Genomic DNA, 24,354 nt, shown 5'->3' on the forward strand with positions numbered 1-24,354 from the left:
GCGGGCGCCGTCCTCGGGCGAGCCGCACGCCGGGGACGCGGGGGCCGGTCACGTGGTGCGCGGCGAGGGGCGCCGCGTACCGGGCGCCGGTGCCGGTGCCCCCTGGCCGATGCGGCGTTCCCGGTGAGGAGGTGGTGCCGCGGCGGAACGGGCGAGGGCGCGGGGCGCGCGGGCAGCACCGAGGGCGCCGGCCCCGCGCACGGCGGAGACGGCGCCCTCGGGAAAGCGCGCTGGGGCGGCCCGGCGAGCGGCCCTGCCCCGGTCAGGCCTTGGCTTCGGCCTCGGTGCTGATGTTGGACGTGGTGACGTCCTTCTTCTTGTGCGACTTGTCACCGATCATCACCAGCGCGGCGATGGCCAGGAACAGGCCGATGGGAGCCAGGACGTAGAGGCCCAGCGTCTCGATGACGCTCAGGCCCGTGCCGGGGTCGTCGCCGTCGTCGCGGCTGAGCGCGAGCGCGGGGGACGACATGAGCAGCATCATCAGCGTCGTACCGGCTGCCAGGGCGCCGGCGCGCAGGGCGTTCTTCTTGTCCACGGTCCCCAAAGTATCGAACGCGGTGGGGCCGCGCTCGCCCGGGGTGTCCTAAGGGCCCGGGACGACGGACGCGGCCGGCGGCTCACTCCCTCAGCACGTCCATCAGCGCCCGCAGCCTCGCCGACCCCGCCAGGTCCTCCAGCGTCACCGGCCGCCCCCGCGCGTCGGCGATCGGCAGCCGCCAGTTCGGGTACTGGTCCCACGTCCCGGGGAGGTTCTGAGGGCGCCGGTCCCCGACCCCGTCCGGCAGCCACACGCCGATCATCCGGGCAGGGGTGCGCAGCAGGTACCGGTGCACTGCCTGGATCTCCGCCTCCTCGGAGGAGTCCCCCCGCACGAGACCCAGCCGCCGCAGCAACTCCCGCCACTCCCCGACGTCCGCCGCCGCCTCCGCCCGCTCCTCCTCCAGGGGCCGCGTCAGCAGCCCCAGTCCGTCCCGCAGCTCCACGTGCTCACCGCTGAGCCGGGCGGCCGTGGAGGGCAGGTCGTGGGTGGTCGCCGTGGCCAGGCAGTCCGCGCGCCAGCCCTCCGGCGGCAGCGGGCTGCCGTCGCCCTCCCAGTCCCGCTCGAACCACAGCACCGACGTGCCGTACACCCCGCGTTCGCGCAGGGCCTCGCGCACCCCCGGCTCGACGGTGCCCAGGTCCTCGCCGATCACGACCGCCCCGGCGCGGGAGGCCTCCAGGACGAGCACGGCGAGCATGGCCTCCGCGTCGTAGCGGACGTAGGTGCCCTCCGTCGGCGGGTGGCCCTCGGGCACCCACCAGAGCCGGAACAGACCCATGACGTGGTCGATGCGCAGGGCTCCCGCGTACCGGAAGAGGGCCTGGAGCAGGGCGCGGAAGGGGGCGTACCCCGAGTCGGCGAGGCGGTCGGGGCGCCAGGGCGGCAGGCCCCAGTCCTGGCCGCGCGCGTTGAAGGCGTCCGGGGGCGCGCCGACGGACATGCCGGCCGCGAAGAACTCCTGCTGCGCCCAGGCGTCGGCGCCGCCGGGGTGGACGCCGACGGCGAGGTCGTGGACGATCCCGACCGGCATCCCGGCCTCGCGGGCCGCGCGCTGGGCGGCGGTGAGCTGGGCGTCGGTGAGCCAGACGAGGCGGGAGTGGAAGTCGACGCGGTCCGCCAGCTCGCGCCGGGCGCGGGCGGTCTCCGCCGAACGGGGGTCGCGCAGCGCGGCGGGCCAGCGGTGCCAGTCGGCGCCGTGGACCTCGGCGAGCGCGTACCAGGTGGCGTGGTCCTCCAGGGCCCGGCCCTGTGCGGCGAGGAAGTCCCGGTAGGCGGCCCGGCGCCCGGGGCCGAGCGGGACCTCCCGCACGAGTTCCAGGGCCTCCCGCTTGGCCTCCCAGACCGCGTCCCGGTCGATCAGCCCGCCCGTGACCAGCACGGCCTCGCGCAGTCGCCCGGCCCGTTCCCGCAGGGCGCGGACGCGGTCGCGGTCCTCGACGTAGGCGAACTCGGGGACGTCCTCGACGCGCAGGTGGACCGGGTCGGGGAAGCGGCGCGAGGACGGCCGGTAGGGGGAGGGGTCGGTCGGGGGGCCGGGGACCGCCGCGTGCAGCGGGTTGACCTGGACGAACCCGGCGCCGAGGGTGCGTCCGGCCCAGGCGGCGAGTTCGCCGAGGTCGGCGAGGTCGCCCATGCCCCAGGAGCGGCGGGAGAGCAGGGAGTAGAGCTGGACCAGGAGGCCGTGGGAGCGTCCCGGGGGCGCGGGCAGCGCGTCCGGGGCGACGATCAGGTGGGCGCGGGCGGTGCGGCCGTCGGGGGTGGTGACGGTCAGTTCGTGCACGCCCGGCGGGAGGCGCTCGGCACAGGTGCGGATCTCGCCCTGCTCGGTGCGGACGAGCAGGCGGGAATCGCGCGGGAGCGCGGTGAGGGCGGCCGGGGTGCCGGTGCCCCAGCCGACGACGGTGGGGGGCAGCAGCCGTTCGGCGCGTTCGCGCTCGCGGGCGGTGAGCGCGGTGCGGACGGCCTCGGGGGTCGCCGCGTCCACGCCGAGGGCGGCCAGCGCCAGGGTGACGGCGGTGGCCGTGGCCGCGACCGTGCGGTCCGGGGAGGGGCTGTAGGAGGTGGCGACGCCGTGCAGGGCGGCGAGCCGGGACAGTTCCTCGTCAGGGGGCTCGGCCGGCCGTGGCGCGGCCACCTAGGGCTCCGGGCGGTACTGGGCCGGGAAGGCGTCGAGGCCCGAGGCGTCCGAGAGATCCGTGAAGGCGTCGGACTCGCTGGTCAGGGGAGTGGCCTCGGCGAGCGGTGGTTCGCTGGTGAGGGGCTCGGCGTCGGGCAGCGGGGGTTCGCTGGTCAGCGGGAGCTCGGTGCAGGGGCCCTCCGCGCTGAAGACGCAGAGGTGGAGGTCGTCGGCGGTCGGCTCCGCCGCGTGTTTGGACAGGGCCGGGGGCGGAACGTACGCGGGTGCAGCCACAGAAGGCCTCCTCGTCGAGCACGGTCGCGGATCACGCGGGCGTGCGGGTGCGGGTCGTGCGGGTTATCCCGCAGCCCTACCCACCGGGCGCGAGGGCAGACGCAGAAAGCCTCCCAACGTGCTCCTGCTCACATTCTCTTCCCACCCCCTCACTCCACAGTGGGACAAATGCGCCACAACGTCCACTCTCATTGACACGTTCACCGCAGGAGTGGTGGGCTCTGGATTTCTCGGTAACGGAATGGACACGGTCGCCGGCCCTCGGCCGGGCGGCCGCCCCGAGCGACCCAGGAGGACCCGTGCAGCTGCGGCGTGGGAGGACGGCGAACGCCAGGAGGGCCGCCCTCGCGTTCGCCGTCCTCGCCGGGACCCTGGGGAGCGCGCCGGCCGCCGTTGCGGCACCGCCCGCGCCCGGGACGACCGCCTCCCCGGCATCCCGCGCGGCCGAGGCGGCGGATCCGTCCGTGTGGCCGCGCCCCCACTCCCTGCGGGCGAACGGCGCCGCGGTCCGGGTGACCGGCGAGGTGGCCCTGATCACGGACGGCGCGGCCGACCCGTACGCCGTCGAGGCGTTGCGGGAGCTGCTGCGCGAGGCCGGGGCGCGCCGGTTCACCGCCCCCGGCGCACAGGTGCCCGGGGGGGCGCTCGTGGTGCGCGTGGGCAGGGAACGCGCCTCGGGCGACCCGCGGCACGCCCTTCCGGCCGGCGGCTACACGCTCAGCGCCGGCAAGGGCGCCGTCTCCCTCACCGGCGCGGACGGCGACGGCCTGTTCCACGCCGTGCAGACACTGCGGCAGTTGCTGCGCCCGGACGGCACGATCACCGCGGCCGTCGTGCGCGACTGGCCGGGCACCGCGGTGCGCGGCATCACGGAGGGTTTCTACGGCACCCCGTGGACGCACCGGCAGCGGGTGGCCCAGCTGGACTTCATGGGCCGCACCAAGCAGAACCGGTACCTCTACGCGCCCGGTGACGACCTCCTGCGGCAGGCCCGCTGGCGGGAGCCGTACCCGGCCGGGCGGCGCGCGGAGTTCCGGGAGCTGGCCGAGCGGGCACGGCGCAACCACGTCACGCTCGGCTGGGCGGTGGCGCCGGGGCAGGCGATGTGCTTCGCCTCGGACGACGATCTGCGCGCGCTGACCCGCAAGCTGGACGCGATGCGCGCGCTGGGCTTCGGCGCCTTCCAGCTCCAGTTCCAGGACGTCAGCTACAGCGAGTGGCACTGCGGGGCGGACGCCGACCGGTTCGGGTCGGGCCCCGAGGCCGCCGCCCGCGCCCAGGCGCACGTGGCGAACGCGGTGGCCCGGCACCTGGCGGTCCGTCACCCGGACGCCGCACCCCTGTCCCTGATGCCCACCGAGTACTACGAGGAGGGTTCGACCGCCTACCGGCGGGCCCTCGCCCGCGCCCTGGACGGCGGGGTCGAGGTGGCGTGGACAGGGGTCGGGGTGGTGCCGCGCACCATCACGGGCGGGCAACTGGCTCAGGCACGGGACGTGTTCGGGCACCCGCTGGTGACCATGGACAACTACCCGGTGAACGACTACGCCCCCGGCCGGATCTTCCTCGGCCCCTACCAGGGGCGTGAGCCCGCCGTCGCCGCCGGTTCGGCCGCCCTGCTCGCCAACGCGATGGAGCAGCCCGAGGCGTCCCGCATCCCGCTGTTCACGGCCGCCGACTTCGCCTGGAACCCGCGCGACTACCGCCCCCAGGAGTCCTGGCGGGCGGCGGTCGCCGACCTCGCCGGCGGTGACGCCCGGCGCGAGGAGGCCCTCAGGGCGCTCGCCGGGAACACCGCGTCCTCGGTGCTGGGCGGCGAGGAGTCGGCGTACCTGCGTCCGCTGATGGACGAGTTCTGGCGGACCCGGCCGGCCGCGCGCGGCGGGGACGAGACCGGGGCGGCCGTCCGGCTGCGCGCGGCCTTCACCGCCCTGCGCGACCTGCCGGGGCGGCTGTCCGGCACCGCGCTGGCCACCGAGGTCGCCCCCTGGACGCAGCGACTGGCCCGCTACGGCGACGCCGGTACGACGGCGCTGGACATGCTGCGCGCACAGCAGGCCGGCGACGCGGACGCCGCCTGGACGGCGTACCGGAGGCTCGGCGAGCAGCGGGCCGGGGCCGCGCGGGTGACGGTGGGCAAGGGCGTGCTGGACCCGTTCCTGAGCCGGGCGCAGAAGGCGTACCGGAGCTGGGCCGGCATCGACCACGAGCCGCCCGCGCGGTCCGGCGGCGACCGCACGCTCGACCTCCCGCGCGCCCGCGCCCTGGACGCGGTGACCGTGCTCACCGACCCGGGGACGGAGGGGACCGTGGAGGTGCGCACGCCCGGCGGGGGATGGCGCCGTCTCGGCGCGCTGTCCGAGCGGGGCGCCACCGAGCTGCGCACCGGCGGCGAACCGGTCGGCGCCGTCCGGGTCACCGGCGCCGATCCCGCCCGGGTCCGGCATCTGGTCCCGTGGTTCGCGGACGCGTCCGACGCCTCCCTGGAACTGGCGGACGACCGTGCCGACGCCGACATCGGCGGCACCCTGCGGCTGACGGCCACCCTCGGCTCGCAGCGCCCCGGCGAGGTGCGCGGCAGGCTGACCGTCCGGGCCCCCGAGGGGATCGGCGTCAGGGTGCCGAAGGAGACGCTGACCGTGCCGCGCGGTACGCCGGTGAAGGTGCCGGTCGAGGTGACCGTGAAGCCGGGCACGCCCGCCCGGCCGTACGAGGTCCGGCTCGGCTTCGGCGGCGCGACCCGCACCCTGACCGTCCACGCCGTGCCGCGCACCGGTGGCCAGGACCTGGCCCGCGGGGGCCGGGCGAGCTCCTCGGCCGACGAAACGCCCGACTTCCCGGCCTCGGCGGCGAACGACGGGGACCCGGAGACCCGTTGGTCCTCTCCGGTCGAGGACGGCGCCTGGTGGCAGGTGGAGCTGGAGCGTCCGGTGCGGCTCGGGAAGGTCGCGCTGCACTGGCAGGACGCGTACCCGTCGGCGTACCGGGTGGAGGTGTCGGCGGACGGCCGCGACTGGCGCACGGCGGCCGAGGTCCGGGACGGCCGCGGCGGGCGGGAGACCGTCCGGATGGACGAGCGCGAGGTCCGCCACGTCCGGGTCCAGGGCGAGAAGCGGGCCACGCGGTACGGGTACTCGCTGTGGTCGGTGGAGGCGTACGCGGTCACGGACTGAGCGTCCCTGCGGCATCTCGCGGGAACGCTCCCCAGGACCGCTATTCACTCAGTACATGTACGCAGTGCATAATGGCGCGATGAGCACCCGTCACATCCTGCTGGGCCTGCTCGCCTCGGGGCCGAGCCATGGCTACGACCTCAAGCGACGCCACGACGAACGCTTCCCGCAGGCCCGCCCACTGGCCTACGGGCAGGTCTACACGACCCTGCAGCGCCTGGTCCGGGACGGGCTCGCCGAGGTCGAGGGCACCGGCTCCGACGGCGGCCCGGAGCGCACCATGTACCGCGCCACGGACGAGGGCACGCGTGAACTGACGTGCTGGGCCGGGGAGATCGCCCCACCCGCGCCCTTCGTGACGAACGAGATCTTCGCCAAGGTCGTGGTGTCGATCCTGGCCGACGGCGACCCCGCCGCGTATCTGCGCGCCCAGCGCGCGGCCCACATGGACCGGATGCGGGAGCTCACCGCGGTGAAGTCGGCGAAGGGCGCGGACCTGGCAACCGTGCTCTCGGCGGACTTCGCCCTCAACCACTTGGATGCCGACCTCCGTTGGATGACCACGACGGCGGACCGGCTCACCACCCTGACCGCGGAGGTCGACACGGCATGAGTAACGGGGACAACACGGCGGGACCGCTGCTCGCGGGCCGCGGGCTGGTCAAGGCGCACGGCAGGACCGAGGCGCTGCGGGGTGCCGGCGTCGAACTGAACGCCGGTGAGATCCTCGCGTTGACCGGCCCCAGCGGCAGCGGCAAGTCGACGCTGATGCACTGCCTCTCCGGGATCGTGCGCCCGGACGCGGGCACGGTGACGTACGCCGGCCGCCGGCTGGAGGAGCTGCCGGAGGAGCGGCTGAGCGAACTGCGCCGCACCGAGTTCGGGGTGGTCTTCCAGTTCGGCCAGCTGATCCCGGAGCTGACGGCGGCGGACAACGTGGCGCTGCCGCTGATGCTGGCCGGCGCCGACCGCGCCACGGCCCGGTCGGCGGCCGCGGAGTGGCTGGAGCGGTTCGGGGCGCGGGGTCAGGAAGATCTGCGGCCCGGTGAGATGAGCGGCGGCCAGGCGCAGCGGACCGCGCTGGCCCGAGCGCTGGTCACCGGGCCCAGGGTGGTCTTCGCTGACGAGCCGACGGGCGCCCTGGACTCGCTGGCGGGCGAGCAGCTGATGACGGCCCTGGTGCACACGGCCCGCGAGACGGGCACGGCGGTGCTGCTGATCACGCACGACGCGCAGGTGGCCGCGTACGCGGACCGTGAAGTGCGGCTGCGCGACGGGGTCCTGGCGCCGCAGGGGGTGGCGGCGTGACAGCCTCCCTCACCTCCGACCTGCGGCTGGCCTGGCGGCTCACCCGTGGTTCCGACCGGCGCGAGGGGTGGCGGATCGCGCTCACGGCGACCGGGGCGGCGCTCGCGACCGGGTTCGCACTGGCGGCCGGCGCCTTGGCCTCGTTGCGCGGCGACCACGTCTCCGTGTCCCTCGCCGAGGGTCTGCTCAGCCGGCCCGGTACGCGCGCCGGGGTGATCCTCGCCCTGCTGCTCCTCCTCGTCCCGGTGCTCGGCTTCCTCGGCCAGTGCGCCCGGATCGGGGCGGTGCACCGCGACCGGCGGCTGGCCGGACTGCGGCTGGCGGGGGCGACGCCGGGACAGGTGCGGCGGATCGCGGCACTGGAGACCGGTCTGGCCTGTCTGCTCGGCTCGGCGGTCGCGACGGCCGCCTCGGTGCCGGTCCTGCTGGGGACGTGGGAGCGGCCGGCCGTGCTCACCTGGGTGGTGCTCGCACTGGTCGCGGTCAGCGTGCCGGCACTGGGCGCGGCGACGGGCGCCCTCGCGCTGCGGCGGGTGGTGGCCTCGCCGCTCGGCTGGGTGCGCCGCGTCGGCCCGGCACGGTCGGGGCGCGGGCCGGGCCGGCTGTTCCTCGTGTCGCTGCTGCTGGTGGCCGGGCTGGCGCTGCTCGCGGCGAACACCACCTCAGCCGGCCCCCGCGGCCCGATGCAGCTGCGGACCCCGATGACGGTGTTCGCGGCGCTGCTCGGGGTCGGCGCGGGCGCGGTGTGGCTGTCCGGTGCGGTGTGCCGTCTGGTGGGGCGCACCCTGGCCGGCCGGGCCCGCTCGGCGGCGACGCTGATCGCGGCGGAGCGGCTGCGCGACGACCCGTGGGCGGCGGCCCGCACGCACGCGGCGGTCCTGCTGGTGACGGTGATGGGCACCGGGTTCGTGGGCGTACGGCAGGCGTTCCTCGACACGCTGTACGAGGACCGGCAACTCGGGGAGAGCATCACGTACTACACGACGGGGCTGGACCTGACCGCCGCCGCGATCGCGGTGGGCCTGGTGATCACCCTGTCCGCGCTCGCCGTCGGCACCGCCGAGTCGCTCTCCACCCGCCGCCGGGGCCTGGCCGCGCAGGCCGCCGCCGGGGTGCAGCGCGCGGTGCTGCACCGGGCGCTGATCCTGGAGACCGCGCTGCCGCTCGCGCCGTCCCTGCTGGTGGCGGGCGCCGGTGGGGCGGCGGTGGGGGCCGGCTACTCCGCGGTCACCGCGTCCGGCTCCCTGCCGTGGGCCGCGCTGCTGGTCCCGCTCACGGTCTACGCCGCCTGCCTCCTGTCTGCGGCCACCGCTCTCCCGCTCCTGCGCCGCACGCTCCGCCCGTCGGAACTGCGCCACGCCTGATCTCCGGCCGGGCCCGGCCCCGGGGGAACGGGGTCCCCCGGGGCCGGGGGGCCGTGATGTCGATGCGAAGGCCCGGACCGACGTCAGGCCGACAGGCCGTCGATCCGGGCCATGGCGTCGTCGGCGCCGTACGGCTGCAGGTACGGCAGCCAGCGTGGATCCCTGTGCCCGGTGCCGATGATGCGCCAGGCCAGACCCGTGGGCGGGGCGGGTTTGTGGCGCAGGCGCCAGCCCAGCTCGAACAGGTGGCGGTCGGCCTTCACGTGGTTGCAGCGGCGGCAGGAGGCCACCACGTTGTCCCAGACGTGCTTGCCCCCGCGACTGCGCGGGATGACGTGGTCGACGCTGGTTGCGACGCCACCGCAGTACATGCACCGGCCCCCGTCACGGGCGAACAGCGCCCGGCGGGTGAGGGGAACGGGCCCCCGGTAGGGGACCCGCACGAAACGCTTGAGCCGGACCACGCTGGGTGCGGGGACTGTGACGGTCGCGCTGTGCAGATGGGCGCCGGTCTCCTCGAGGCAGACTGCCTTGTTCTCGAGGACGAGCACGAGCGCTCGGCGGAGCGGTACGACGCCGAGCGGCTCGTACGACGCGTTGAGGACCAGGACATGCGGCACGGACGGCCTCCTTGTACGCCGGCGGCGCGTGGCTCGCGCCGGGACGATCCGTAGTCAGTCTCCCCTCATGCCTGGTGGACGCGCCACCATGTCCCGGTAACGGGCTGGGAGTGTTTTCGACCACATCCCGATTCATCCCCAGGACCATGGCCTGTTCAAGCACGGGTGAGGGCGGTCTCTTCTTCCCACACGGGGCCGTTCCCCCCACAATGCCCCGTTAGTGTGGTGGTTCTGCCCGTCCGGTGACCCGATCGTGACCTCGCCGGACTTGACCGCCGCACCGGGGGCAGACCGTGCACCTGGAGGTACCTGCTGTGTCCTTGTCCGCCGTCCTGTCGGCCGTCGACCCGTCGCCGACGCCCTCGGAGTCCGGGACCCCGCGGGTGCCCTCGCTCCAGGACGCCCAGGAGAGCGCCACGAACGCCGCCGGCTGGGTCGAGGAGAACTGGTCGACGTGGCTCGCCATAGGGCTCAGGGTCCTGCTGATCCTGGTGATCGCGGTCGTGCTGAGAGTCGTGGTGCGGCGGGCGATCACCCAGCTCGTCGACCGCATGTCCCGGACCGGCCAGACGGTGGACGGCTCCTCGCTGGGCGGTCTGCTGGTGAACGCCGAGCGGCGCCGTCAGCGCTCGCAGGCGATCGGCTCGGTGCTGCGCTCGGTGGCCTCGTTCCTGATCCTGGGCACGGCCGGGCTGATGGTCCTCGGCACGTTCCAGATCAATCTGGCCCCGCTGCTGGCCTCGGCCGGTGTGGCGGGCGTGGCGATCGGTTTCGGCGCGCGCAACCTGGTGACGGACTTCCTGTCCGGCGTCTTCATGATCCTGGAGGACCAGTACGGCGTCGGCGACTCGATCGACGCGGGCGTGGCCTCCGGGGAGGTGATCGAGGTCGGGCTGCGGGTGACCAAGCTGCGCGGGGACAACGGCGAGATCTGGTACGTCCGCAACGGCGAGGTCAAGCGCATAGGCAACCTCTCCCAGGGCTGGGCGACCGCGGGCGTCGACGTCACGGTCCGTTCCGACGAGGACCTGGACCGGGTGAAGGCCACGCTGAGCGAGGTCGCCGAGAAGATGGGCAAGGAGGAGCCCTGGAACGAGCTCCTGTGGAGCCCGGTCGAGGTGCTCGGCCTGGACTCGGTGCTGCTGGACTCGATGGTGGTCCGCGTCTCGGCGAAGACCATGCCGGGCAAGTCCCTGACCGTCGAGCGGGAGCTGCGCTGGCGCATCAAGCGCGCCCTCGACGCCTCCGGCATCCGCATCGTCGGCGGCGCCACGGCGACGGAGGACGCCCCGCCCGCCGACCCGACGGCCGGGATCGCGGCCCCCTCCGCCTACGCGAGCACGGTCTCCCCCCAGTCGATGGCCGCGTCCCCGCTGCCCCCGACGAGCACCACGAAGTAGCCGCCGGCCCGCACGAGGGCGGCACCCGGGACTCCCCGGGCGCCGCCCTTTCCCGTTTCCCTTGACGCCCCCTCCGCAGCGGGCTTACGTTCCTCCCGCACCGACAGGAAACTTTCCTGACAGTAGTGCCCGAGCCGAGGAAGGGCAGGTGCCGCATTCCATGGCAGGAACCGCCGGTACGCCCGGCACCCCGCGCGTGCTGCGCGCCATGAACGACCGCGCCGCCCTGGACCTGCTGCTGGAGCACGGGCCCCTGTCGCGCACCCGGATCGGCACGCTCACCGGCCTGTCCAAGCCCACCGCCTCCCAGCTCCTGGCCCGCCTGGAAGCGGCCGGCCTGGTCCTCGCCACCGGCACCACCGAGGGACGCCCCGGCCCCAGCGCCCAGCTGTACGAGGTCAACCCGTCCGCCGGCCACGCGGCCGGCCTCGACGTCACGCCCCGGCGGATCCGCGCCGCCGTCGCCGACCTCACCGGCCGCACGGTCGGCCACGTGGAACTCCCCACCCCCGGCCGCCGTGCCGCCGTCCCCGTCGTCCAGCAGGTCACCGACGCCCTGGACGGCGCGGTGGAGGCGGCGGGACTGTCGCGGGCCGACATCCACCGCCTCGTCATCGGGACACCGGGCGCCTTCGACCCGAACACCGGCCGTCTCCGCTACGCCTCCCACCTCCCCGGCTGGCACTCCCCCACCCTGCTCGACGACCTGGCCGCCGCGCTGGGGATGCCGTTCGAGTACGAGAACGACGTCAACCTGGTCGCCCTCGCCGAGCAGCGCCTCGGCGCGGCGCGCGGCCACACCGACTTCGTCCTCCTGTGGAACGAGGAGGGCCTGGGCGCCGCCCTGGTGCTCGGCGGCCGGCTGCACCGCGGCTGGACGGGCGGCGCCGGTGAGGTCGGCTTCCTGCCGGTGCCCGGCACGCCGCTGGTCCGCCGGGTCACCAAGGCGGGCAGCGGCGGCTTCCAGGAGCTGGCCGGCTCCCGGGCCGTGCTCCGGCTCGCCCGCGAGCTGGGCATCGAGGACATCCCGCGGGGCCCTTGCGCCGAGGCGGCCGCCGCCCTCCTGGAGCGCGCGGCGGCGGCCCCCGTCGACGGACCCCGCCACCGCCTCCTGCGGACCTACGCCACCCGCCTGGCCACCGGCCTGGCCTCCCTGGTCTCCGTCCTGGACCCCGAACTCGTCGTCCTGAGCGGCACCGGCCTCACCTCCGGAGGCGAGGCGCTGCGCGCGCTGGTCCAGGCCGAACTGGAGGAACTGGCCGCCCCCCGTCCCCGCCTCGTCGTGGGCCACGTCCGTGCACGGCCCGTGCTGCGCGGCGCGCTGGAGAGCGCGCTGGCGACCACCCGCGACGAGGTCTTCGACACCTCCCGCTAGGTGTTCTCCTTCGCCCAGAAGGCGTCACCCTCACCGGAACGAAGGGATGACCGTGAAACTCACCGTGGTCGGCGGAGGCTCGACCTACACCCCCGAACTCATCGACGGCTTCGCCCGGCTGAGGGAGACCCTCCCCCTCACCGAGCTGGTCCTCACCGACCCGGCGACGGAGCGACTGGAGCTGATCGGCGCCCTGTCCCGCCGCATCCTCACCCGCCAGGGCCACCCCGGCACGATCACCACGACCACCGACCTGGACGCCGCGGTCGACGGCGCGGACGCGGTCCTGCTCCAACTCCGCGTGGGCGGTCAGGCGGCCCGCCTGCAGGACGAGACCTGGCCCCTGGAATGCGGCTGCGTCGGCCAGGAGACCACCGGCGCGGGCGGACTGGCCAAGGCCCTGCGCACGGTCCCGGTCGTCCTGGACATCGCCGACCGCGTCCGCCGGGCCAGCCCGGACGCCTGGATCATCGACTTCACCAACCCCGTCGGCATCGTCACCCGGGCCCTGCTCCAGGCCGGCCACAAGGCACTGGGCCTGTGCAACGTGGCCATCGGCCTCCAGCGCAAGTTCGCGGCGCTCCTGGACACCGACCCGGCCGCCCTCCACCTGGACCACGTGGGGCTCAACCACCTCACCTGGGAGACGGCGGTCCGCGAAGGCGGCCCCGACGGCGAGGACGTCCTCCCCCGTCTCCTGGCCACCCACGGCGACACGATCGCCGCCGACCTCCGCCTCCCCCGCCCCCTCCTCGACCGCCTGGGCGTGGTCCCGTCCTACTACCTGCGCTACTTCTACGCGCACGACGAGGTCGTACGGGAACAGCGCACCCGTCCCTCCCGGGCGGCCGTGGTGGCCGACATGGAACGCCGCCTCCTGGCCCTCTACGCCGACCCGGCCCTCGCCGAGAAGCCGGCCCTGCTGGCCCGACGCGGCGGCGCCTACTACTCCGAGGCGGCGGTCGACCTGGCAGCGGCCCTGCTCAGGGGCGCGGGATCCCCCCACCAGGTGGTCAACACCCGCAACAACGGCACCCTCCCCTTCCTCCCCGACGACGCGGTCGTCGAGGTCCAGGCGACGGTGGGCCCGAAGGGCGCGGTGCCCCTCCCCGTCGCCCCCGTCGACCCCCTCTTCGCGGGCCTCATGGCCCACGTCACCGCCTACGAGGACCTGGCCCTGGAAGCAGCCCTGCACGGCACCCGGGACCGCGTCTTCCGCGCCCTCCTGGCCCACCCCCTGATCGCCCAGTGCGAGTACGCCGACACCCTCGCCGACAAGCTCGTCGCACACAACAGGGAGCACCTGACGTGGGCCTGACCGCAGGCGTCCTCGCCATCGACGCCGGCAACAGCAAGACCGACGTGGCGGTGGTCGCCCATGACGGCACGGTGCTGGCGACGGCCCGGGGGGAGGGCTTCCGTCCCCCGGCCGTGGGCCTCGCCACGGCGATGGGCGTCCTCGCCGCCACCGTCACCCGGGCCCTGACCGCCGCCGGCGTCCCCGCCGTCGCCCATGTCTCGGCCTGCCTGGCCAACGCCGACCTGCCCGCCGAGGAGCAAGGGCTGACGGCGGCACTGACGGCGTGCGGCTGGGGCAGGACCGTCGAGGTGCGCAACGACACGTTCGCGATCCTGCGGGCGGGGGTGACCGAGCCGCGGGGCGTGGCCGTCGTCTGCGGCGCGGGCATCAACTGCGTGGGCATGCGTCCCGACGGCCGTACGGCGCGCTTCCCGGCGCTCGGTCGTATCTCCGGTGACTGGGGCGGGGGCTGGGCGCTGGCCGAGGAGGCCCTCTGGCACGCGGCCCGCGCGGACGACGGGCGCGGCGCGCCCACGGAGCTGGCGGACGCGCTCCCGGCACACTTCGGGCTGCCCGGCATGCCCGCGCTGATCGAGGCACTGCACCTGGGGACGGTGTCCCCGGCCCGGCGCCACGAACTCGCCCCGGTCCTCTTCGCCACCGCGGCGCAGGGGGACGGGGTCGCGCGGGCGATCGTGGACCGGCAGGCGCAGGAGATCGTGACGATGGCGGTGGTCGCTCTCACGCGGCTGGATCTGCTGGACGAGGAGACGCCCGTGCTGCTGGGCGGGGGTGTGCTGGCGGCGCGGCACACCCTGCTGAACGACCGCATCCACACCCTGCTCACCGAGCGGGCGCCCAAGGCGGTGCCCCGGGTGGTCACGGCGAGCCCTGTGCTGGGGGCGGGGCTGCTGGGACTGGACCACGTGTCGGCACGGCGGTCCGCCCTGGCACGCCTGCGCGCGCATTACGAGGGCTGACACCCCGACCCACCCACCACCCGAAGGCGCCACCCGAGCCCCCACCGCAGGGAAAGCCGCGCCGCAGGCGTACGACCACCCACCCGCACATGGAACCGAACCGAATCGCCGGGCGTGTTCCTGGGCAGGGCGGGACAGGGGCGGCGGTGGCGGAATTCCCGGCAATCGCGCCGCAATCGGATCAAGATCGTGCCAAGGCCGGTGCATATGTCAGTCCCGGCGGCGATACTTGCCGCGGAGGATGACCATGGGGGAGGTCACATGACACACACGCCGAACAGCACGGCACCACCACACAACGCCACCGCGTCCCCCCTGCCCGCGATCCCGCCGCAGCGCGCCACCCCGGCGCCCCCCGCGCCCCCCGCGCCCTCCACCCCCCGCCGCACCGCCTTCGCCGAGGGCGTCGACCGCCTGCGCCATGCCGCCACCACCGAACCCGGCCGCCTCCGCGTCATCGGCGCGGTCCTGGCCACCCTCGTCGTCGCGTTCGGCGCCGTGACGGCCTGGCAGATGACGGACCGTGCCGCGGCCGCGGACGACGTCCTCACCAGCAGCCAGCCCCTCACCTCCGACGCCGCCGACATCTACCGCTCCCTCGCCGACGCCAACACCACGGCCTCCAGCGGCTTCCTCGCGGGCGGTCAGGAGACCGCCGCCTCCCGGGAGCGCTACGAGCGGGACATCCGCACCGCCGCCGCCAAACTCGTCAACGCCGCCGCCAACTCGCACCCCGGCTCCCCCTCCGCGGCGACGATCGCGAAGCTCAACCGCCTGCTCCCGGAGTACAAGGGCCTGGTGGAACGCGCCCGCACGTACAACCGCCAGGGCTACCCCGTCGGCGGCGCCTACCTGCGGTACGCGAACGAGAAGATGCAGGAGGAGATGCTCCCGGCGGCGGAGGACCTCTACACCAGGGAGAACCAGCGCCTCCGTTCCGACTACGCGGACGCGACCCCGTACCCCTGGCCCGCGATCGCCCTCGGCGTCGTCGCGCTCGCGGCCCTCGGCTGGGCCCAGCGCCGCACCTACCTCCGCACCAACCGCGTGCTCAACCACGGCCTGGTGGCGGCGACGGCGACGGCGACCGTGGTCCTGCTGTGGCTGACGGTCGGCCACACCCTCGCCCGCTCGCACCTCGACGACTCCTACGACCACGGCGTCCGCTCGCTCGACGTGCTGCACGACGCGCGCATCGCCTCCCTGAAGGCACGGGGCAACGAGAACCTGACCCTGGTGGCGCGCGGCGCGGAGACGACGACGGTGGGCGACGAGACGTACGACGCCTACGACTACGACTTCGGGCGCGACATGGACACCCTCGCCAAGGGCCTGGCCGGCGCGCAGCGACTCGCCGACGACGACAGCGGCGCGAAGCCGGTCACGGCGGCGGTGGGGAACATGACCGAGTGGAAGAAGCGCCACGAGGCCGCCCGTGAGCAGGACGAGAACGGCAACTACCCGCAGGCGCTGGACATGGTGATCGGCGCCAGGGGCGCGACGGGCGAGTGCTTCGACAGCGTCGACGAGAACCTGGCCACCGCGCTGAAGCACGAGGAGACCGAGTTCCGGCAGGCGGCCGGCGACGGCAGGGACGCGCTGACGGGCCTGCCGGCCGGCGCGGCGGTCCTGGCCGTGCTGGGCGCGGCCGGTGCGCTGCTGGGCATCGGCCGCAGGCTGTCGGAGTACCGATGAACGGACCGATGAACGCGCGCGTGCCGGGCCCGGACGGGGCGACCGAGCCGAAGGGGGCACCGGAGATGACCGCACCACGCCCGTGGGCCCGGCCGAAGGGCTGGGGCGGAGTCGGCGCGATGGCGACGGCCTGCGCCCTGGCCCTGGTCTTCGCTCTGCTCCTGACCTGCGCCGGATCCCTGAACAGCGACTCGGCGGCAACCGGCACCCCGGTGTCCCACACCGAACAGGCACAAGCACAAGCACAGACACAGACCCGGGCCGAAGAGGACTGCACGGCCCCGGAGAAGCAGACCCTGTCCCCCTCCCGCGCCGACGGCCCCACGATCGAGGCGATCAAGAACCGTCAGGGCGAGAAGCGCAAGCTGATCGTCGGAGTGGACCAGAACAGCTACCGCTGGGGCTACCGCGACCCCAACAGCGGTGAGGGCGGCGCCCTCGAGGGCTTCGACATCGACCTGGTGCACCGCATCGCCGAGGACATACTCGGCGACCGGGACGCGGTCCAGTTCAAGGCGATCCCCACCGACCAGCGCATCCCGGCGATCAAGTCCGGCCGGGTCGACATGGTCGTGCGCACGATGACGATCAACTGCGACCGGCTGCGGGACGTGGCGTTCTCCGCACCGTACTTCAGGACGGGCCAGCAGGTCCTGGCCCCCAAGTCCTCGCCGGTCGAGGGGTACGACGAGACCCTCGCGGACCAGGAGGTGTGCACGGCGGCGGGCTCCACGGCGCACTCGACGCTGGAGGCGGACCGGAAGGCGGGCCGGCTCCCGGAGTCCACCGACCTCCGCACGACCGTCCCCAACCAGCTCGACTGCCTGGTGCGGCTGCAACTCGGCGAGGTCGACGCGGTGGTGACCGACGGCGCGCTCGCGGCCAGCCAGGCCGCGCAGGATCCGGCGGTCGAACTCAAGGGGGAGGCCTTCACCGCCGAGTACTACGGCGTGGCGATGAAGAAGGACGCGGACGACCTGGTCCGCCGGGTCAACCAGATCCTGGTGGACTTCCGCGAGGACACCTCGGACGGCTGGGAGTCCTCGTACGCGGACTGGCTGTCGGCCACCCTCGGCGAGGACCCCTCCGCGTCGAAACCCCCGGCCCCCGAGTACCGGCGAACGAACTGACCACCCGCGAACGAACCGACCACCCACAACCGTCAACATCCCCGCAGCGAGAGGTGATCGATGGCCGACACGGATCCCGCCGGGCCGGTACTGGACCGGGACGAGGTGGACCGTGCGCTGGCGCGGCTCGGCGCGGAGCACGAGGCGATCGAGACCTCGCTCCTCGCGCTGCAGGACCACGCGGGCCGAAGACTCCTGGAGGGGGCGCAGCTCACAGGACTCACCGCCGAGCGCTGGAAGGCCACGGAGGCGTCGATCACGCTGCTGTGGACCTGCTTCGACGCGTACACGGACGCCCTGCGCACCGCTCGCGACATCCGGTCCCGCCGCCGCTGGTCCAGCCGGGAGGACCTGGCGGAGCTGACGGAGCTGCTGCGCGGCGAGCCGGTGACGCTGGCCGGCGGCGCGACGGCGGCGGTCGGGGCGACGGCGCCGCACGGCGGCCACCCGAACAGGCTCAGCGAGCGGTATTCGCTCGCCGCGCTCGTCGACCAGATGAACGAGCTGTACGCGACCTCGCTGGACATGGTCGTGGCGGCGGACGCGGTGTGGTCGGCGCTGCCCGCGCGGATCGATTTACTGGCCGCCGAGCTCCAGCGCACGAGCCGGCTCGCGCACTCGGTGGGCGTACGCCCGGGCGAGCACCCGGCGGGCGACGACCTGGAGCGGATCACCCGCACGCTGACGAAGCTGCGCGAGCAGGTGGTGTCCGACCCGCTGGCCTTCTGGAAGCCGGCGGAGGGCAGTTCTGCGCCGGGCGGCGGCAGACCGGACACCACGGTCTACGACCGCGAGGCACGCGCGCTGGAGGACGTGCGCCGGGAGATCGACGCGGTGCTGACGGTGCGCCAGGACGCCGAGAAGAGGATCGTGAGGCTGCGCGACGTGCTGTCCCGGGCCGACCGCACGCTCGCCGAGGCCCGCACCGCGCGCGGCGAGGTGCTGGCCAAGATCGCGGCGACGGAGGTGCCGGTGGTCAGCGGGCCGCCGACGGCGCTGCAGGAGCAGTTGTCGACGGCGGCCGAGTACCGCAGGCACGCGCAGTGGCACCGGCTGTCCCCGCTGCTCGAGTCCCTTGAGCAGAAGGCGGAGGACGAACTGCTGCGCGCCCGGGAGTCGTTGACCGCGGTGACGGCGCCGCTGGCGGTGCGAGCCGAGCTGCGCGGCCGGCTGGACGCGTACAAGGCGAAGGTGGCCCGGCACGGTCTGGCGGAGGATCCCCTCCTGGTGGAGCGGTACGAGAAGGCGCGCCGCATGCTGTGGAGCGCGCCCTGCGATCTGCGCGCCGCCGAGCGGGCGGTGCTGCGCTACCAGCAGGCGGCCTCGGAGCAGCTCGGCACAGCGCCGCGGGTGCCGGGCCAGAGCGGGCCCGACGACCGGAGGGGGCCGGGCGCGTGAGCGACAAGGGGGAGCGACAAGGGGAGGCGTCATGAGCGAGCCGGAGAGCCGGAGGCCCGAGGCCGGCCGGGCACCACGCGCCTGTCAGCGCCCCGAATGCGGCGGCGCGTACGAGGACGTCGGCGGCGGTGAACTGTACTGCGACACCTGCGGTCTCGCCCCGGTCGTGTCGCCGACGGGCCTGGTCGCCTCGCCCCCCACCGGCGTCACGGCCGGGGGCCGCGACGCGCACGGTTCGCACAGCGGGAGCTCCCGCGGCTCCCACGGCTCCCGTGCCGGCGGCCGCAGTTCCCGTACGTCGTCCCAGTCGTCGAAGTCCCGCCGCTCGGTCTCCGGACGGCTCTCCCGCTCCTTCTCGGGCCGGACGTCGGGCCGCTCGGTGTCCGTGCGCAGCTCCGGCACGGGCAGCGGCTCCTCCGGCCGGGGCCGCCTCGGTGCCGGGCTGGTGCAGGTCCCGCCGATCCCGCGCCCCGATCCGCGCGCGATGGTGCTGGACAACCCCGAGGTGCCCGAGCGGAAGCGGTTCTGCTCGCGTGCGGACTGCGGGGCGCCGGTGGGCCGCGCCCGCAGCGGCCGGCCGGGGCGCACGGAGGGTTTCTGCACCAAGTGCGGCCATCCGTACTCCTTCGTGCCGAAGCTCCGGTCCGGGGACGTGGTGCACGGCCAGTACGAGGTGGTCGGCTGCCTGGCGCACGGCGGTCTGGGCTGGATCTACCTCGCCGTGGACCGGGCGGTCTCGGACCGCTGGGTGGTGCTCAAGGGCCTGCTGGACACGGGCGACCAGGACGCGATGGCGGCGGCGATCTCCGAGCGGCGCTTCCTCGCGGAGATCGAGCACGCCAACATCGTGGGGATCCACAACTTCGTGGAACACCTGGACCAGCGGACCGGCTCGCTCGACGGCTACATCGTCATGGAGTACGTCGGCGGCAAGTCCCTCAAGGAGATCGCCAACGCCCGCCGCACCCCGGAGGGCAGGCGGGACCCGCTGCCGGTGGAGCAGGCCTGTGCCTACGGCATCGAGGCCCTGGAGGCGCTCGGCCACCTGCACGACCGGAACCTGCTGTACTGCGACTTCAAGGTCGACAACGCCATCCAGACCGAGGACCAGCTGAAGCTGATCGACATGGGCGCGGTGCGCCGGATGGACGACGAGGAGTCGGCCATCTACGGCACGGTCGGCTACCAGGCGCCGGAGGTCGCCGAGGCGGGCCCCTCGGTGGCGTCCGACCTGTACACGGTGGCCCGGACGCTCGCCGTCCTGACGTTCGACTTCCAGGGGTACACGAACGTCTTCGTGGACTCGCTGCCCGATCCGGACACCATCGAGGTCTTCCGGCAGTACGAGTCGTTCTACCGGCTGCTGGTCCGCGCCACCGACCCGGACCCGGCCCGCAGGTTCGCCTCGGCGCAGGAGATGACCGAGCAGCTGACGGGCGTCCTGCGGGAGGTCGTCTCGCTCCAGACGGGACGGGCCCGTCCCGCGCTGTCCACGCTGTTCGGCCCGGAACTGCGGGTGACGGACACGGAGTTGTTCCCCGCACTGGACGGGGACGTGTCACGCCTGGGCACCAGGACACCTGGGCCCCGGAAGCGCCGGCCCGCCCTCCCCGCCGGCGCCTCCGCCGCCACCACCGCCCCGCCCGTCGCCCTCGTCAAGCCGGTCGACTGCGCCACCGCGGCGCTGGCGCTCCCCGTGCCGCACGTCGACCCCTCCGACCCCAACGCCGGTTTCCTCGCGGGCCTGCTGACGTCCGCGCCCGGTGAGCTGATCAACGCGCTGGCCGCGGCGCCCGCCCCCTCGGCCGAGACCCGGCTGCGCGAGATCCGAGCCCGGCTGGAGACCGGTGAGTGGTCCACCGCGCTGCGGGCGCTGCGCACGGTGGAGGAGCGGGACCCCGACGACTGGCGGGTGGTCTGGTACCGGGGGGTGGCCGCCCAGGTCACCGGCGACCACGAGGGCGCGGCGCTCGCCTTCGACGCGGTCTACGACGCCTTCCCGGGCGAGATCGCGCCGAAGCTGGCGCTGGGCCTGTGCGCGGAGGTGCTGGGCCAGTTGGACAACGCCGCCGAGTACTACCGCCTGGTGTGGTCGACCGACCCGAGCTACGTGAGCGCCGCGTTCGGTCTGGCCCGCGTCCAGTTGGCGGCCGGCGACCGCGGTGGCGCCGTACGGACGCTGGAGTCGGTTCCGGAGTCCTCCATCCACTACACGGCCGCACGGGTGGCGGCCGTCCGGGCGCGGCTGCGGGGACGCGCGGCCACACCCGGTGACGTACCGTTCCTGGACGACCTGACCGCCGCCGCCGGGCAGGTCGAGGCCCTGGAGGCGTACGGTCTGGATCCGGCGCGGCGCGAGCTGTTGTCGGCCGAGGTCCTCGGCTGCGGGCTGGACTGGGTACTCTCCGGGGGCCGGGGTTCCGCCCCTCCCGCCGCCGGGGGCCGGACGCTGCTCGGCAGCGGCCTGGACGAGCGGGGCCTGCGCTTCGGCCTGGAGCGTTCGTACCGCACGCTGGCCCGGCTGGCGCGGAGCGGCGAGGAGAGGATCGACCTGGTGGAACGTGCCAATCGTTACCGCCCCCGGACGTGGGTGTAGTTGATGTCGCAGATGCCTCAGCAGGCCGCTCTGTCGAAGTGCCCGAGCTGTGAGGAGCCCCTCGAGTCGGGTGATCGTTTCTGCGGTGCGTGCGGATACGACCTGTCCGTGGTTCCCGCACGGCCGACGGACGAGCCGACCATCGCGCTGAACGGCTCGGTGCCGCTCCAGGCCCCCGCCGGCCGCGCCCAGTCCGGGCCCCCGTCTGCCCCGTCCGCCGCACCGGCCTGGCCCGCGCCCGGCCCGGACGGTTCCGGCGAGGGCTCCCCGCTGTCCGGCGAGGCCGGCCCGCCGCCCACCCTCGCCGCCGGGGCGCCGGCGGCAGGCACCCCCGTACCGCCGCCGTCCCCGTCCCCGGGCGCGCCCGTACCACCGCCGTCCCCGTCCCCGGGCGCGCCCGTACCGCCGCCCCCGCCCGCGGCGCCCCCCGCCCCGTCGTCCGGGGTGCGTTTCGACCGCCGTGCCCAGCCGGACGCGTCCCCCTCCTCGGTCCCGGAGGGGCACCCCGGCGGCGGCCGACGGCCCGCGCAGCCCGACGAGTACCCGCTCCAGGCGCCGGATCCGCGGGTGACCGCCGGGCCGGCTCAGCAGATCGCCGGTGCCGCGGTGGTGTGCGTGGCCTGTCGTGCGGGCAGGGTGGACGAGGACGGCTACTGCGAGAACTGCGGCCACGCCCAGCCGCGCGAACGGGACCACATGGAACAGGAATGCGGGCCCGTGGCCGCGGTCAGCGACCGCGGACTGCGCCACCACCGCAACGAGGACGCCTTCGGCGTCGGCACCACCACGCTGCCCGACGGCTCGCCCGTCTCCGTGGCGATCGTCTGTGACGGCGTCTCCTCGGCGACCCGCCCCGACGAGGCGTCCCTGGCCGCGTCCCGCGCGGCGAGCGAGTCGCTGCTGGCGGCCCTGCCGCGCGGCACGCACCCGCAGCAGGCGATGCACGACGCGATCATCGCCGCCTCCGACGCGGTCAACGCGCTGGCCGACGAGCCGGACGTGGCCGCCCGCGAGCACGCCCCGCACCAGAACGCCCCGGCGTGCACGATCGTCGGCACGGTGGTGACGGGTGATCTGCTGGTCGTCGGCTGGGTCGGCGACAGCCGCGCCTACTGGGTCCCGGTGGACCGCTCCGCCCCGGCGGCCCGGCTCACCGAGGACGACTCGTGGGCCGCGCAGATGGTCGCCGCGGGCCTGATGGGCGAGGCCGAGGCGTACGCCGACCACCGGGCCCACGCCATCACCGGCTGGCTCGGCGCCGACGCCTACGAACTGGAGCCGCACACCGCGTCCTTCAAGCCGGACCGGCCCGGGCTGATCGTGGTCTGCACGGACGGCCTGTGGAACTACGCGGAATCGGCCGACGAGATGGCCGGGGTCGTCCCGGCCGACGCGGCCGTCCGGCCGCTGCACAGCGCCCGGGTGCTGGTCGGTCACGCGCTCGACGGCGGGGGCCACGACAACGTAACAGTGGCCCTCGTGCCGTTCCCCGCCGTCCCGCAGGGGGCAGGATCGGCCTGAGGCCGCGTACGGGACGCGTCATACGGGGAGGCCTCAACGGACCGGAGGGGACCGGTCCGGCATCCGTCGTCGCCCCGCGCCGCCGGGGCATCCGAGGGGGGAGCGAACAGGCATGGCCATCTTCTCGAAACCGAACGTGCCGCGGTTCTCGGTGGACGTGTACCAGAACGAGTACCTGCCGGAGGGCGGCCGCGAGGTCAACGCCATCGTGACGGTGACGGCGACCGGTGGCGGCACCATCGGCAGCGCGGTGACCGCGCCCCACCTCTACGCGCCGGGTGAGGGACCGTCGGCGGCCGTGGTCCTCATGGTCGACTGCTCCGGCTCGATGGACCATCCGCCGGCCAAGATGCGCAACGCCCGCGACGCGACGGCCGCCGCGGTCGACGCCCTGCGCGACGGCACGCACTTCGCCGTGGTCGGCGGCACCCACGTGGCCAAGGAGGTCTACCCCGGTGCCGGCGGGCTCGCGGTCGCCGACGCCACCACCCGCGAGCAGGCCAAGCAGGCGCTGCGGAGGCTGAGTGCGGGCGGCGGCACGGCGATCGGCACCTGGCTGCGGCTGGCCGACCGGCTGCTGGCGTCGGCGGACGTGGCCATCCGGCACGGGATCCTGCTCACCGACGGCCGCAACGAGCACGAGTCGCCGGAGGACCTGAAGGCGGCGCTGGACTCCTGCGCCGGCCGGTTCACCTGTGACGCGCGCGGTGTGGGCACCGACTGGGAAGTGAAGGAAGTCACAGGCATCGCCTCCGCGCTCCTCGGCACCGCCGACATCGTCGCCGACCCGTCCGGACTCGCCGCCGACTTCACGCGGATGATGGAGACGGCGATGGGCAAGGAGGTCGCGGACGTCTGGCTGCGGCTGTGGACCCCGGTCGGCACGGCGGTGAGGTTCGTCAAACAGGTCGCTCCGACGGTCGAGGAGCTCACCGGCCGCCGCACCGGGGCGGGCCCGCGGGCGGGCGACTACCCGCTCGGCTCCTGGGGGGACGAGTCCCGTGACTACCACATCTGTGTCGAGGTCCCGCCCGCGGGCATCGGCCGGGAGATGCTGGCGGCCCGGCTGTCGCTGGTCGTTCCGGAGCCCGGGGGGAACGTGCGCAACCTCGGGGCGCAGGGTCTGGTGCGGGCCGTGTGGACCGACGACATGGCCGCGTCGACGTCGATCAACCCCCAGGTCGCCCACTACACCGGGCAGGCCGAACTCGCCCAGGTCATCCAGCAGGGGCTCGATCTGCGCAAAGTGGGCGATTTCGACGGAGCAACGGCCAAACTGGGCCGTGCCGTTCAGCTCGCGAGTGCGTCCGGCAACGCGGATACTGCGAAACTGCTTGCGAAGGTGGTGGACGTCGTTGACGCCGCGACCGGTACTGTGCGACTGAAGGCGAAGGTGGAGGAGGCCGACGAGATGACACTCGAGACCCGGTCGACCAAGACCGTTCGTGTAAAGAAGTGATCTGTAGTAATCGAGCCCGACCCCCAGGGGTTGGAGAAATCCGGTCGGAACCGACCGGACAAGGAGAGGGGGAAGCGCCGA

At 74.5% G+C, this 24,354-nt stretch carries 18 protein-coding genes; 14 read left to right on the forward strand and 4 right to left on the reverse strand.

Annotated elements, in window-relative coordinates; all coding sequences use genetic code 11:
• Window positions 1-262 precede the first annotated feature (262 nt).
• The 3 genes from BU52_RS17640 to BU52_RS17650 form a co-directional block, all read right to left on the reverse strand.
• Window positions 263-538 carry a hypothetical protein gene (locus tag BU52_RS17640; protein ID WP_037935310.1) on the reverse strand — a complete coding sequence of 92 codons (276 nt, stop codon included), beginning with the start codon at window positions 536-538 and terminating at the stop codon, window positions 263-265.
• Between the two features lie 82 nt (window positions 539-620).
• Window positions 621-2,678 carry a 4-alpha-glucanotransferase gene (gene malQ / locus BU52_RS17645; protein ID WP_037935312.1) on the reverse strand — a complete coding sequence of 686 codons (2,058 nt, stop codon included), beginning with the start codon at window positions 2,676-2,678 and terminating at the stop codon, window positions 621-623.
• Window positions 2,679-2,954, reverse strand: coding sequence for a hypothetical protein (locus BU52_RS17650; protein WP_037935313.1), 276 nt, complete (start codon window positions 2,952-2,954; stop codon window positions 2,679-2,681). It lies immediately after the preceding gene.
• 299 nt (window positions 2,955-3,253) lie between these two features.
• On the opposite strand from BU52_RS17650, the gene BU52_RS17655 reads away from it, so the two are divergent.
• The 4 genes from BU52_RS17655 (at window position 3,254) to BU52_RS17670 (ending at window position 8,799) form a co-directional block, all read left to right on the forward strand.
• Complete coding sequence (locus BU52_RS17655; protein ID WP_037935315.1) at window positions 3,254-6,127, forward strand: beta-N-acetylglucosaminidase domain-containing protein; 2,874 nt, start codon at window positions 3,254-3,256, stop codon at window positions 6,125-6,127.
• Window positions 6,128-6,206: 79 nt separating this feature from the next.
• Window positions 6,207-6,740, forward strand: a complete 534-nt coding sequence (locus BU52_RS17660) for a PadR family transcriptional regulator (RefSeq protein ID WP_037935316.1) — start codon at window positions 6,207-6,209, stop codon at window positions 6,738-6,740.
• Window positions 6,737-7,435, forward strand: coding sequence for an ABC transporter ATP-binding protein (locus BU52_RS17665; RefSeq protein WP_037935317.1), 699 nt, complete (start codon window positions 6,737-6,739; stop codon window positions 7,433-7,435). Before BU52_RS17660 ends, BU52_RS17665 begins: the two co-directional genes overlap by 4 nt.
• The gene (locus tag BU52_RS17670; protein WP_037935318.1) at window positions 7,432-8,799 is read left to right on the forward strand and encodes a hypothetical protein; all 1,368 of its coding nucleotides are present in this window, start codon (window positions 7,432-7,434) and stop codon (window positions 8,797-8,799) included. The genes BU52_RS17665 and BU52_RS17670 overlap by 4 nt, the downstream gene beginning before the upstream one ends.
• A gap of 83 nt (window positions 8,800-8,882) precedes the next feature.
• Here BU52_RS17670 and BU52_RS17675 read toward each other — a convergent pair whose 3' ends face one another.
• Window positions 8,883-9,419 carry an HNH endonuclease gene (locus BU52_RS17675; protein ID WP_037935320.1) on the reverse strand — a complete coding sequence of 179 codons (537 nt, stop codon included), beginning with the start codon at window positions 9,417-9,419 and terminating at the stop codon, window positions 8,883-8,885.
• Between the two features lie 314 nt (window positions 9,420-9,733).
• Here BU52_RS17675 and BU52_RS17680 point away from each other — a divergent pair, with 314 nt between their 5' ends.
• From BU52_RS17680 to BU52_RS17730, 10 genes are all read left to right on the forward strand, one after another.
• Window positions 9,734-10,819, forward strand: a complete 1,086-nt coding sequence (locus BU52_RS17680) for a mechanosensitive ion channel family protein (RefSeq protein WP_037935324.1) — start codon at window positions 9,734-9,736, stop codon at window positions 10,817-10,819.
• Window positions 10,820-10,979: 160 nt separating this feature from the next.
• A complete protein-coding gene (locus tag BU52_RS17685; RefSeq protein ID WP_037935327.1) occupies window positions 10,980-12,194 on the forward strand; it encodes an ROK family transcriptional regulator in 1,215 nt (404 codons plus the stop codon).
• A 52-nt stretch (window positions 12,195-12,246) separates the two neighbouring features.
• On the forward strand, window positions 12,247-13,512 hold the full coding sequence (locus BU52_RS17690) for a 6-phospho-beta-glucosidase (RefSeq protein WP_037935517.1): 1,266 nt from the start codon (window positions 12,247-12,249) through the stop codon (window positions 13,510-13,512).
• On the forward strand, window positions 13,503-14,474 hold the full coding sequence (locus BU52_RS17695) for an N-acetylglucosamine kinase (RefSeq protein WP_037935329.1): 972 nt from the start codon (window positions 13,503-13,505) through the stop codon (window positions 14,472-14,474). The genes BU52_RS17690 and BU52_RS17695 overlap by 10 nt, the downstream gene beginning before the upstream one ends.
• A gap of 261 nt (window positions 14,475-14,735) precedes the next feature.
• Entirely contained in the window at window positions 14,736-16,169 is a 1,434-nt protein-coding gene (locus BU52_RS17700; protein ID WP_037935333.1) for a hypothetical protein, read from the forward strand.
• A 65-nt stretch (window positions 16,170-16,234) separates the two neighbouring features.
• Window positions 16,235-17,299, forward strand: a complete 1,065-nt coding sequence (locus BU52_RS17705; RefSeq protein ID WP_037935519.1) for a glutamate ABC transporter substrate-binding protein — start codon at window positions 16,235-16,237, stop codon at window positions 17,297-17,299.
• A gap of 60 nt (window positions 17,300-17,359) precedes the next feature.
• Window positions 17,360-18,697: a hypothetical protein gene (locus BU52_RS17710; RefSeq protein WP_037935339.1), complete on the forward strand. Its 1,338-nt coding sequence runs from the start codon at window positions 17,360-17,362 to the stop codon at window positions 18,695-18,697.
• A gap of 31 nt (window positions 18,698-18,728) precedes the next feature.
• The gene (locus BU52_RS17720; RefSeq protein ID WP_051858323.1) at window positions 18,729-21,293 is read left to right on the forward strand and encodes a serine/threonine-protein kinase; all 2,565 of its coding nucleotides are present in this window, start codon (window positions 18,729-18,731) and stop codon (window positions 21,291-21,293) included.
• A gap of 3 nt (window positions 21,294-21,296) precedes the next feature.
• Window positions 21,297-22,814: a PP2C family serine/threonine-protein phosphatase gene (locus BU52_RS17725; protein WP_037935521.1), complete on the forward strand. Its 1,518-nt coding sequence runs from the start codon at window positions 21,297-21,299 to the stop codon at window positions 22,812-22,814.
• Window positions 22,815-22,926: 112 nt separating this feature from the next.
• Entirely contained in the window at window positions 22,927-24,273 is a 1,347-nt protein-coding gene (locus tag BU52_RS17730) for a vWA domain-containing protein (RefSeq protein WP_037935345.1), read from the forward strand.
• Window positions 24,274-24,354 lie beyond the last annotated feature (81 nt).

Origin of the sequence: Streptomyces toyocaensis (genome assembly GCF_000725125.1) — a bacterium.
Taxonomy (GTDB): domain Bacteria; phylum Actinomycetota; class Actinomycetes; order Streptomycetales; family Streptomycetaceae; genus Streptomyces; species Streptomyces toyocaensis.

What these genes read in the sequence shown, in the direction of transcription:
- BU52_RS17665 (WP_037935317.1), top strand. Translation starts at nt 6,737, where the DNA reads ATGAGTAACGGGGACAACACGGCGGGACCGCTGCTCGCGGGCCGCGGG.
- BU52_RS17705 (WP_037935519.1), top strand. Translation starts at nt 16,235, where the DNA reads ATGACCGCACCACGCCCGTGGGCCCGGCCGAAGGGCTGGGGCGGAGTC.
- BU52_RS17710 (WP_037935339.1), top strand. Translation starts at nt 17,360, where the DNA reads ATGGCCGACACGGATCCCGCCGGGCCGGTACTGGACCGGGACGAGGTG.
- BU52_RS17725 (WP_037935521.1), top strand. Translation starts at nt 21,297, where the DNA reads ATGTCGCAGATGCCTCAGCAGGCCGCTCTGTCGAAGTGCCCGAGCTGT.
- BU52_RS17660 (WP_037935316.1), top strand. Translation starts at nt 6,207, where the DNA reads ATGAGCACCCGTCACATCCTGCTGGGCCTGCTCGCCTCGGGGCCGAGC.
- BU52_RS17700 (WP_037935333.1), top strand. Translation starts at nt 14,736, where the DNA reads ATGACACACACGCCGAACAGCACGGCACCACCACACAACGCCACCGCG.
- BU52_RS17685 (WP_037935327.1), top strand. Translation starts at nt 10,980, where the DNA reads ATGGCAGGAACCGCCGGTACGCCCGGCACCCCGCGCGTGCTGCGCGCC.
- BU52_RS17720 (WP_051858323.1), top strand. Translation starts at nt 18,729, where the DNA reads ATGAGCGAGCCGGAGAGCCGGAGGCCCGAGGCCGGCCGGGCACCACGC.
- BU52_RS17730 (WP_037935345.1), top strand. Translation starts at nt 22,927, where the DNA reads ATGGCCATCTTCTCGAAACCGAACGTGCCGCGGTTCTCGGTGGACGTG.